Below are 12,162 nucleotides of genomic sequence, written 5' to 3' on the forward strand. Positions count from 1 at the left end.
GAGAAACTTGGTTCATGGCATGGCGAGTGGATGAATGTATCGGAGAAGAGCGGGTACGGAGCGGAGCAAGTGGACAATCTGGAGCCGCTCGGCGATTCGCGTCAGCTAGCTTATGTGATTTATACATCCGGATCAACTGGTCGCCCAAAAGGGGTGATGGTGGAGCATCGGTCCGTGGTGAATCGGCTGAACTGGATGCAGGGGGCGTATCCGCTGACGCAGGGGGATGTGATTCTGCAGAAGACGCCGTTCACCTTCGACGTCTCGGTATGGGAGTTGTTCTGGTGGGGGCAAGTCGGAGCACAGGTATGCTTTCTGACACCGGGAGGAGAGAAGGACCCGGCGGAAATCATCGGAACGATCTCGCAGCACAGCGTAACGACGCTACACTTTGTCCCGTCGATGCTGAGTGCGTTTCTGGATGAATTGGAAGCTCGTCCGCAAGAAGTCTATAAACTAGGAAGTTTGCGATACGTATTCGCGAGCGGCGAGGCACTGACGACGCGTCAGGTAAATCGATTCCGAGCGCTTCTGCGAAATGACGAAGGAGCAGGCCCACGTCTCATCAACTTGTATGGCCCAACAGAGGCGACGGTGGACGTTAGTTATTATGACTGTTCAGGTCTGGAAGAGCTGGCCTCCTCAGTTCCGATCGGCAAGCCAATCGATAATACCCGGCTGTACATCGTTGACACAGGGAATCGTGTACAACCGCTAGGTGTAACCGGAGAGCTGTGTATTGCCGGTGAGGGTCTGGCAAGAGGTTACTTGAACCAGAGCGACTTGACGACGGAGAAATTCATAGATTGTCCATTCGAAGAAGAGGGGCGGATGTACCGTACGGGGGACCTCGCGCGTTGGCTACCGGACGGAAATATCGAATACTTGGGGCGGATTGACCACCAGGTGAAAATTCGGGGTTATCGGATCGAGCCAGGTGAAATCGAGGAGACGATGCTGGCTTATGAAGCGGTGAAGGATGCGGTGGTTGTCGCGCGGAAGGATCACCACGGCAACGCATACTTATGCGCGTATTACGTATCTGATCCGGATCGCCTAATCGAGCCGTCCGAGCTGCGGAACGAATTGAAGAACCGCCTACCGGTTTATATGGTGCCGGCGTTCGCGGTGCCGATGGCAAAGTTGCCGTTGACGACAAGCGGCAAGATTGATCGCAAGGCGCTGCCAGAGCCGCAGATAGAAGTAGAGGCATACGCGGCTCCGACTGGAGAAACCGAGGAGAAGTTGGCGGCGATCTGGCAGGAAGTGCTTGGGGTGCAGAAAGTCAGCGTGAATGATAACTTTTTTGATGTTGGGGGCAACTCGCTATTACTTCTCCGCGTGCAGCATGAGTTGGAGCGGTTTGTACCCGGCAGCGTGAAGATCACGGATCTGTTCGCCCATCCAACTGTAACCAAGTTGGCTGCTTTCATCAAGGAGCAGCAAAGCGGGACGAATCGTCCATGGACTGTGCAAGCAACAACATTGCCCCCATCATTCTTCACAGTACCTGGGCAAATCTCGCTGAATTCTGTCCTTGAAGGGCAACTCGATTCGGCAAAGAGCAATCGTTTGCATACATTTGCTGCATCAATTCAGAGTGATCTTTATACGGTAATTGTGACTTCCTACTTATTCGTTCTAGGCAAACATACACAAGCGAAAGGGATATCACTCCAAGCAGTGTTGTCGGGGCAGAATTTGGTTAGTGTAGAGCAACAGCTCCAAGGAATTACTAACTTCGTTGATCTGATTGACGGTGTCAGTAAGAGCTTGACAATGAGCGGTAAGGCCTTCATCTATACCTTGGACGAGATCCGGCAACGAGGTTTATCGAAAGAAGAGCATGAGGCGTATCCTCTTGTTCGAATGAAGAACGACTGGCAGATCGGAAGTCGGGATTTACAACTGTTCGACATGGTTCTCTCTATCCAGTCAGAGCAGCATCGCATTGAACTCAGTCTTGATTACAACGGTAGGAGAATGAGAAGGGAGAAGATGAAGGTAATACTTTCAGATCTCATGAAATTCCTAGTCTACCTATCCGAACAAAGTATGCAGAAGGAAGGCACAATGTGAGGAAATAAAGGAGGGATGGAAAATGAAGCGATTGGCCGTTTTGTTTCCAGGTCAAGGTTCACAGTACAACGGAATGATGAGAGAAAATTATGATCTATACCCGATTGTCAGGCAAACTTTCGAGGAGGCTTCAGATACTTTGGGTTACGATATGGCGACCCTTTGCTTCGATGGCGAAGAAGAGCGGCTTGCTCAGTCGGAAGTGACACAACCTGCTCTTCTGACGGTCGGGTTAGCCTCATTCCGTCTATTCGTCCAAGAGACCCAAATACAGCCGACTGCTGCAGCAGGGCACAGCTTGGGAGAATATACCGCGCTGACTTGCGCAGGTGTACTGAGATTCGCAGACGCGCTTCAACTGGTTAGAGAAAGAGGCCGGCTCATGCTGGAAGCTTCGACTTCTGGACTGGGTAGAATGGCCGCGGTAAGCGGAATTCATGCGGATAAAATCATTCGGATTGTGGAACGGATCGAGAACGGATCGAAACGGCCGACAATTGCCTGCTTCAACTCGTCTCAGCAGATAGTACTTTCTGGAACGATAGAAGCGATGACAACAGTCGAAGAACTGCTGAGTGCTGAAGGAGTTAAGATGTCTTCGCTTAAAGTGAGCGGTGCTTTTCATAGCCCGCACATGGCAACGGCGGCGGATAAATTTGAAGATTTGCTTAGTCGTTGCCTATTTGGCAAATTCGACTTTCCTGTCATTTCGAATATTGAGGCAAAGCCGTACGGTATGGAAACGGAGGATATCATTCAAAACTTGAAACGTCAGATGACTGAGCCCGTTCATTGGCGACAAACAATGGCCTGCTTGTTGAATCGTAGCATCGATGCAGCTGTGGAGCTTGCTCCTCGAAAAACGCTGACCAGGCTGTTCAAGGCAGACTATCCTTCTTTTCCTGCATATTCTCTGGAAGATCAGGCTGACCGTGAAATTGTCTTCTCCTCGTCCTTCAAGGCAGAATACGGGTATTCACACCGGGATATGTTGGCGCAATACCTAGCGACAGCGGTGTCCATCAGAAATCGCTGCATGGATGATCAAGCTTACAAGGAGTATGTGGTTGCCCCGTACCGACAAATCGAAAACCTACTACTGAGTCTTGAACGGGACAATGCGGAGCCTTCCATAGATCAGCTTCATAAAGCCTTAACCGTGCTGAAGAATATCGTCCTAGCAAAAGGGGCAGCGGAAGAAGAATACCCATATCCACGAATTGAGATGGAAAGGATGTTATCACGATGATGAGGAAATTCGGATTCATGATTTTAAAAGTGGCTATTTTGCTAGGACTGTATTTAATCGTATTTGAGGTACAGGAGTTAATCATGGCGCAAAATGAATCCTACAAAAAACTGCTAGAAAGCAACGTGCCCGTATGGCTTATGATCAATTTCTGTTCAATCTATCTATTGCTCCTGATTGTCTATGGCATTCGAAATCGGATGGGGAAAAAGAAGAAAACTACACTCTTTGAAGCGGCTGGTTTCCGGCAGTTGAGGGGAAAGGATTTGCTGTTGTCGTTAACGATTGCGGTTGGCTGCACGTTCGTATTTTTTGGACTGATGAAGTTCCCTTTCCTTCCACAACAAGCTCTGGATCAAATGAAAGCATACGTGGATATTTTTGGGCAAGCGGAACGGTTTATTTTTGTATTGATCGGGGTTGGGCTGGTTGGAGCATTCATGGAGGAGATTTTCTTCAGGGGACTCGTATTTAACCAACTGCGAGGTGCGCTACCATTCGGCGCCGCATACTTGCTTCAAGCCGGTATTTATGCCATTTTCCAACCGAATTTAACGATATCCGTTATCGCCTTCTTTCTAGCACTTATTTATGGATTTATTTATACCAAAACAGGTTCGGTCTGGTCGACCATTACCATTGCAGTCGTTATGAATGTACTAATCGTTAGCACGAAGGAAGTCGGTTTGATTGACCGCATTGCACAAGGTAGCTTGCTTGCTTATGTGATTTTGCTTACTGGATTCGGGTGCATAATTCTAGGATTGCTGCAAGTTGCTAAGCGTACACCTCAGACGGAGACAGCAAGTTCGGAACTCGTAGCAAAGCTGAAGCCCTATCTGGTTATGGGTGGGCGGTTAGGTTTGTATATCGCAATCTACTTTGCGGTTTTACAACCCCTCGTACATCTATGGTACAACGTGCTGACAGAGATCGATGCGATCCGCCCATGGTTAACGGCCGCTCGAAACAGCAGTTGGGGTCTCGTACTGAACGATATCGTTGCGATTCCAATCTATTATTTCATTCTACGAAGATATCAGAAGAGAGATCTGATCCGCGAATGTAAATTTGACAAAATCTCATTCAATAGCGTCTGGAAGATCGCTTTGCTCTCAATTTGCATGGGGTTATGGGTGACTAGCATGGTGAAGATTCCGGCTGTGGCGGATACGTTCCCTCAATTTGAACAATTATTCAGTTCATTGGTTGGCGGAGCTCCTTTTACTTTTATTGTGTTCTTGATCGTTCATTCGATTTATAAGGAGGTTCTATTCAGAGGGCTGGTCTTCAATGAGCTGAATGCTGTGTTGCCACTTGGCATCGTTCTGGTTGGTAATGCCTTTATTTACGGCATTCTCTTCTTCAAGCTTGATCCGGCGCTAACGCTCTATGGAGGTATGGGTACAATCATCTTCGCCTTGCTATATTTTTGGTATCGATCACTCTGGGCACCAATTATTGCGGAAATCGGGTTATTCGCTACGTATTATATTGCTCGAAACTTGTACAGCCATTTTGATGTTGCGTTTAATGGTTATTTCGTTGTACTCATCGTCGTATGCTCACTGGTTGTACCTCCGCTAATGTACCGCTTGTGGAAACAAAGACCGTATGGCGAGTCGAGTATTATACGTACAGGTAAAATCCAACTAGAGGCAGGAGGGAAATAGATGATCGATTTAGGCGGTTTCTCGTTTGACACGGAAGAAGATGTTACTGAAAAGATGGAGGTCAAAGAAAGCTCTCTTCAGGATATCGCCGTGATCGGGATGTCCGTATGTCTTCCAGGGGCCGATAATATCGATCAATTCTGGCGCGATCTGGCCGAAGGCAAGGATTTCGTCATCCCTTTTCCCAATGAGAGAAAATTGGATATGAATGAGTATGCGAAGCAGGTCGGGCTCGATCCTGATCATACGGTCTTCTTCAAAGGTGCATACCTGCAGGAAATAGATAAGTTCGATTATAAATTTTTCTGCTTGTCTCCCCGAGAGGCAAGCTTAATGAACCCGAACCAGCGCATCTTCCTGGAGACGGCATGGAAAACCATTGAAGATGCCGGATATGGGGGAGGTCAGCTGAAAGGGACCAAGACTGGCGTATACCTAGGATACTGTGCAGATGCGTTCCACGATTATAAAAGATTGATAGAAAGCGCCGATCCTTCAGGTATTTCGATAGCTGTGCCTGGAAACCTGTCTTCTATCATCGCGAGCCGTATCTCTTATTTACTGGATTTGAAAGGACCTGCCATCACAGTGGATACGGCTTGCTCTTCGTCGCTCGTTGCGATACATCTCGCTTGCCAGGCATTACGGAGTGGGGACTGTGATACGGCATTGGCTGGAAGTGTTAAGACGCTTATCTTCCCTGCGGATACGGGAATGCGGATAGGTATCGAGTCGTCTGACGGCAGAGCAAAACCGTTCGATCATGGGTCGGACGGGACGGGGATGGGCGAAGGAACTGCCGCGGTCCTTCTTAAGCCGCTTGCCCGTGCAATAGCGGATGGAGATTCTATCTACGCGGTGATTAAAGGCTCGGCTGTCAATCAGGATGGAAGTTCTATCGGTATTTCCGCACCGAATGTGACGGCTCAGGAAGAAGTGATAGTCGAGGCGTGGATGAATGCGGGGATCGACCCGGAGACCATCTCCTATATCGAGGCACACGGGACAGGGACAAAACTCGGAGATCCAATCGAAATTGAAGGAATCAATCGGGCTTTCAGAAGATATACATCACGCCGTCAGTTCTGCGCGATAGGGGCGGTCAAATCGAATCTTGGTCATCTCGACAATGCTGCAGGTATCGTCGGTTTCGTGAAAGCTTGTCTGTCGCTGAATAATAAACAGCTTCCGCCAAGCCTACACTTTAATCGGCCAAACGTATCCATCGACTTCATCGAATCCGCAGTTTATGTCAATCGCAAGCTAGCGGATTGGGAGGACGAGGGACATCCGAGACGATGCGGGGTCAGTTCATTTGGCCTAAGTGGAACGAACTGTCATGTTGTCTTGGAGGAAGCCCAAGATGGACATTATACGGACGCTCTGGGTCATATTCCTTATTCGCAGGAAGAGCATCTTTTTACGCTTTCGGCGCAAAGCTTATCCTCGTTGTCTCGATTGGTAGTCTCATATGTTGAGATGCTGGCTCGGGTGGACGAAACCTGGAGCATTAGGGATATTTGCTATACGTCTAACGTAGGCAGAGGCCATTACAGCTATCGGTTGGCATTCGTCGTTAACAGTGTAGGTGTACTCAGGGATAAACTTAGAGAACTCCAAGGAGATTCCTTGAAATTGATTACAGCAAGCCCCTCAGCATCCACATTATCGAGCAACGAGAATTTGAAAGAACGCTCGCTTCATGAATGGTGCGAGCTATACATCGGGGGAGCGGATATTCCGTGGCGTATGCTTTATCGGAACGGTAAGTACCGTAGAGTTCATTTGCCGTCGTATCAGTTCGATAAATATCGTTCATGGGTGGAGAACACCTATACGCTGCAAGCTATAGCACCGGTACGAGAGAAGGTACAGGATCTTCGAAGGGCGAAGCTGACGGGGCGATCTGACGGACAATATTCCCAATTAGAACAGCTGGTCGGGAACGTGTGGGTGAATGTTCTCGGATTTACGGAACTAAACATAAACGACCATTTCTATAGTTTGGGCGGGGATTCGATTCTAGCTTATCAAATTGCTGTTAAGTTGACTGAGCAAATTGGAAAGCCAATAGAGGTCGTTGACGTGCTAAGATGCGAGACCGTGTTACAGTTAGCTGCTCAACTGGAGCAGCAAGGAGGAAGCTCTGATTTGCAACTTGCAGAGCTCGAAGAAGAAGAGTTATCTAACGAATCGATTGGTATTAGTAAAAAGAAATATGAGCTCACCTCGTCTCAGCTTCGGATCTTTGTCCAAGAGCAAGTAGGTGGAATCGGTACGAGTTATAATATGCCGCTTGCCTTTCGAGTCAGAGGCGAGTTAAACCACATTGAGCTGAGACGAGCGCTGAGTAAGCTTATTGATCGGCATGAAGCACTTCGCACAATCTTTAACATGGATAAAGGAGTCCCGGAGCAAATCATTCAGGAAACCGCGGAGCTGGAGTTAGAGCGATTTGAAGGGGATGCCGGAGCGATTGGCGACATCATAACCCGGTTTGTCCGGCCTTTCGATCTTAAGAGCGCTCCACTGTTCAGAGCAGGGTTGATCTATTGCGGTGCGGAAGAGCATGTGTTGCTGATTGATTCACATCATCTTGTATCGGACGGTTTCTCTACAGCGATCCTGGTCAAAGAGTTCTTCGAGCTTTACCAGGGCAAGAACCTAGCAACTCCGGTCTATCAATACAGGAATTACGTAGAATGGCACACTCAGTTCGCTGGCTCCGAAGCGATGGTCAAGCAGGAGAAGTTCTGGCAGAACGAACTAGTCAACTTGGGCAGCCCGCTTCGTTTGCCACTCGATCGTCCACGACCGTCGATCAAGACCTTCGACGGAGGCCAAGTCGGCTTTCGCATTGACGAATTAACGAGTGAGCGATTAAGAACAGCAGCAGCATCGAACCATACGACTCCGAATGTACTGCTTCTTGCATTGTATGGTCTAGCGATTCTTAAATATACGGACCAGCAGGAAGTCACCATCGGGTCGATAGTTTCCGGCCGGCAAAGACCTGGGCAGGAAAACTGCGTCGGTATGTTCATCAACTTTATCCCATTGATTCTCAGGGCAGAGCCCGATTGGTCGATTCAGCAATATATCGAGGCAGTGAAGTGCGTTACTTCAGTCTATTACGAACATCAAGATGTTCCATTCGAACGAATGGTGGATTTCCTCCAGCAGTCTGTTGATCGCTCCCGCAATCCGATCTATGACACGATGCTGGTATTTCATAATGAGTACAGAATGACAGGCTCTGACAGGATGAGTGTCGAAGGGCTGATCTTTGAGCCTATTGAGATTGAGGTAAACACGGCAACTCTTGATGTCAAGCTGGATGTGTTTCTCACACGAGAAGGGCATCTGGACTGCAAGCTGAATTTTAACGTGGAACTGTTCGAAGAGCGGACAATGCTGCGGTTTATCGCAGACTTCCAGAGGTTGATCGCCGATGTTCTAAACGAACCGCATCAACTTGTTGAGGATTTAAGGTTGTTTAACGAACAGGAAGCCTATGAGATGGCCGAGAGAAGGAAGCTGAACGATGGCCCAGTGGCCTTAGTCATGGACAAGCGAGTCGTCGTTAACGCCACTTTTACTTCAGAGCCGATTGAAGGGCATCTACGCTGGTGGACGCGTGAATTTAAGCTACCGGTTGAGGTACAATTCGGCGGTTACAATCAAGTATTTCAACAATTACTCAGTCCATCGGACCAGATAGAAGGCGGAAACGGTTGCCGAGTGATGCTTATCCGCTTCGAAGATTTAATCAGACAGTTCGAAAAGGAAAGTACGGTAGTGTTCGAAGAGCTTGAACGTCAATTTGAGGATCTGCTGCGGATTATTCAGGTGGCCGATAAGCCTGTCCCTTACCTGTTCGGCATATTTCCGACAGCGACCCATCTGGGATATGAGGATTCGTTGATCGGTTATATCGATCAATTATATGAGCGATGGAAGCAGGTGCTCGAGAGCATCGACCAAGTATATACCGTCGATTTTCGCGAAGCTGTGAGGAACTATTCAGTTCGCGAAGTGTTCGATCCGATAGCGGATCGGGCCGGTCATATGCCATTCAGCGAGGAATTTTACGCGGTCATGGGCACGTTGCTTGCACGCAAGGTCATATCGATGTATTCAGCGCCGTTCAAAGTGATTGCGCTGGATTGCGACAACACGTTGTGGCAAGGCGTTTGCGGCGAGGATGGGCCACTTGGCGTCAAGATCGAAGCTCCGCATTTGCTGCTGCAAAGCTGGATGCTGGAGAGGGCACAGGATGGGCAACTGTTAACATTGTGCAGTAAAAATAATGAGGACGATGTATGGGCCGTATTCGATCAAAATCCGCAAATGCTGTTGAAGAAAGAGCATTTTGCTCATTGGGCAATCAACTGGTTTCCCAAATCGGATAATTTGAAACAGATGTTGAAGGATTTGAATATTGGGATCGATAGCGTTGTTTTTATCGATGACAATCCTCTTGAATGCTCGGAGGTTATGCAGAACGCGCCGGATGTACTGACGATTCGACTACCGATTAATAACCGATACATGTCTGAATTTCTCTCGCACATATGGGCATGGGACCGCATGAAAGTTACCGATGAGGATCGGATGAGAACTCAATTATACGCAGAGGAGCGCGATCGTAGAGTCGAAAGGGAATCATCGTCAGTATCATTGGATGATTTCCTGCATGGTTTAGAGCTAAGGATGAGTATGCGTACAGTCGATGCTACAGAGATTGAGCGAGCATCCCAATTGATGCAGCGAACGAATCAATTCAACTTGAACGGAATCCGCATGACGGCAGAAGAGCTGAATGATTCACGGCGGAAAGATAATACGTGGTGTTGGGTAGTGGAAGCATCCGACCGATTCGGCGATTACGGAATTGTAGGTGTTGTGATTGCTGCGTCCGAACAGTTACGGCTTCGGGTAGACAGATTCCTGTTAAGCTGCCGGGTACTGGGTCGGGGCATAGAGGATGCGGTGATGTCACAGCTGAAGCAGGTTGCCGCCTCGGAAGGGCTACGCGGGGTGCAACTGGATTATCGTCAGACGAATAAAAATAATCCGTTCTTTGCTTTCTTGGAGCGGATCGGCTGGAAGACGGAACGCACAGTTGGAGACAACAACGAAGAGACCGTCATGATTCCATTAGAGCGGATCGCCGACTGCCCGAGTTATGTCGAAGTGTATTTCGAGCTACCTTATGAGAAGCAGCGGAGTAGTGATTCTTCTCAACCATTCTCGGGTGTGGATCGAGCTGGAAAGCAGACTAAGGTGGTTCTACTGACGGTGTCAGATTCAGCCCAGACGATAGCGAAAGAGGACTTGCTAGGGAACACAGAATGCTGGGACCCGGAGATCCATTGGATACCAGCTAATGAGGTGCGAGAACATGATCGTCACCTTGCTTACTTAACGGCAATTTCCTTCAGCCATGTCGATCGCCTGCTGGAGCTCACGGTATACGATACTTCAGCTTCGCAAGCGCTGAGCAGCCGGCAGCCATTCGAAGCTCCTGCAACCAAGACGGAACAACGCTTGTCGGAGCTATGGACGGAGTTGTTGGGGAGTGAATCTCCTAGTGTGAACGATCACTTCTTCGAAATCGGAGGAAATTCGCTTAAAGCTGCTTCGCTCGTATCGAAGATTCATCAAGCGTTTGGCGTAGAGTTGTCGATCAGCGATTTGTTCGCGCAATCGTCCTTGTCAGCTATGGCGAAGCATATTGATGCGTCCGATACATCCGGATTCGAAGCGATTTCATTGAGTGAGGCTCGCAAATATTATCCCGTCTTATCGGCGCAGAAGCGATTATTCTTGCTCCATGAGCTTCGAGGTGAACTGGATGAGTACAACATGCCGGGTGTCATGTTGGTTGAAGGCCATGCCGATATCGAGCAAGTGGAAGCAGCACTACAAGTCATTGTCAACCGACATGAGTCTTTAAGGACTTCATTCGCTTGGGTGGATGGGGAAATTGTTCAGAAGATTCATCCTGACTCGAAGCTAAGGCTGGAAGTATTCGATCATGCCTTGGACAATCAAATCGACCGATTGATTCGGGATTTTGTCCGCCCATTTCGCTTATCTGAGCCTCCGCTGCTGAGGGCTGGCTTCATTCGAACCGTCTCCGGCAAGCAAATCGTGCTAATAGATATGCATCATATCATCTCCGATGGCGTATCGCTGGGTAATCTGATTCATGATTTCGCGAGGGCTTACCGGGGCGAAATCATGCCACCGCTGCGAGTGCAATTTAAGGACTATGTAGTATGGCAGCAGGAACGACTCCAATCGGATGCGATGGAGGAGCATAGGCAATTCTGGCTAGATTCGTTCTCTTCACCGGTGCCGAAGTTGAATATGCCAGTGCAGGAGAACCGTTCAGCTGCGCTGAATGAGGGGGCTGTACTAGCTTTCCGAGGTGATCGGGAACTGCGGCGGAGGCTCACTGAGTACGCATCAGAGAAAGGCGCAACCCTCTTCATGGTGCTTTTATCCGCTTATTATGTGCTTTTGTCTAGATACTCGGGGCAGGAGGATATTGTGATCGGTACACCAGTCGCCGGTAGAATCCGCCCTGAGCTTGAACCGTTGATCGGTATGTTCGTCAACACATTGGCGCTTCGAAGCTTACCGGCTAAGGATAAGTCATTTGACGAGTATGTGACGGAGATCAAGGAGCTGACGTTAAACGCGCTGCGGCATCAGGAATATCCATTCGAAATGCTTGTTCAAGAGCTGGATATTCAATTGCAACCCGGCCAGAATCCTCTATTTAACACGATGTTTGCCATGCAGAATATGGATCCCTTTCTTTATGAATTCGCAGATGCAGTACTATCTGTTTATCCGTTCGACTTCGGTAAATCGCGGTTTGATTTTACATTGCAAGCACGCGAACTGGACGAAGAGCTGGACTTCACTATCGAATACAAGACCACATTATTCAGTCAGGAAGCGATGGAACGATTATCAACGCATTACATCCGAATTCTTGAGCAGGCTGCAAATAATCCGGAGACGTTGTTGCAGGACATCCGCGTACTCGGAGATGAGGAACGCGCAGTCATAGCTGAGCGTATGCGCGCCAATCGAAGTCCGGAATTTGCCGAATTTGACTTCTAGAACATATGAGGAGTGAATTGC

The 12,162-nt window shown here is 48.6% G+C and carries 4 protein-coding genes; all 4 read left to right on the plus strand.

Annotation, left to right across the window (positions count from 1 at the left end):
• Positions 1-2,079 (plus strand): non-ribosomal peptide synthetase (locus EJP82_RS24980; protein ID WP_127194790.1); only part of this gene is annotated, 2,079 nt, incomplete at its 5' end.
• 22 nt (positions 2,080-2,101) lie between these two features.
• Positions 2,102-3,328 (plus strand): ACP S-malonyltransferase, encoded by a 1,227-nt coding sequence (gene fabD / locus EJP82_RS24985; RefSeq protein WP_127194791.1) that lies wholly within the window; start codon positions 2,102-2,104, stop codon positions 3,326-3,328.
• Positions 3,325-5,001, plus strand: a complete 1,677-nt coding sequence (locus tag EJP82_RS24990) for a type II CAAX endopeptidase family protein (RefSeq protein WP_127194792.1) — start codon at positions 3,325-3,327, stop codon at positions 4,999-5,001. The genes fabD and EJP82_RS24990 overlap by 4 nt, the downstream gene beginning before the upstream one ends.
• Positions 5,002-12,141 carry an HAD-IIIC family phosphatase gene (locus EJP82_RS24995; RefSeq protein WP_127194793.1) on the plus strand — a complete coding sequence of 2,380 codons (7,140 nt, stop codon included), beginning with the start codon at positions 5,002-5,004 and terminating at the stop codon, positions 12,139-12,141.
• Positions 12,142-12,162 lie beyond the last annotated feature (21 nt).

Source organism: Paenibacillus anaericanus, from assembly GCF_003994475.1.
GTDB lineage: Bacteria > Bacillota > Bacilli > Paenibacillales > Paenibacillaceae > Fontibacillus > Fontibacillus anaericanus.

What these genes read in the sequence shown, in the direction of transcription:
- fabD (WP_127194791.1), top strand. Translation starts at nt 2,102, where the DNA reads ATGAAGCGATTGGCCGTTTTGTTTCCAGGTCAAGGTTCACAGTACAAC.
- EJP82_RS24990 (WP_127194792.1), top strand. Translation starts at nt 3,325, where the DNA reads ATGATGAGGAAATTCGGATTCATGATTTTAAAAGTGGCTATTTTGCTA.
- EJP82_RS24995 (WP_127194793.1), top strand. Translation starts at nt 5,002, where the DNA reads ATGATCGATTTAGGCGGTTTCTCGTTTGACACGGAAGAAGATGTTACT.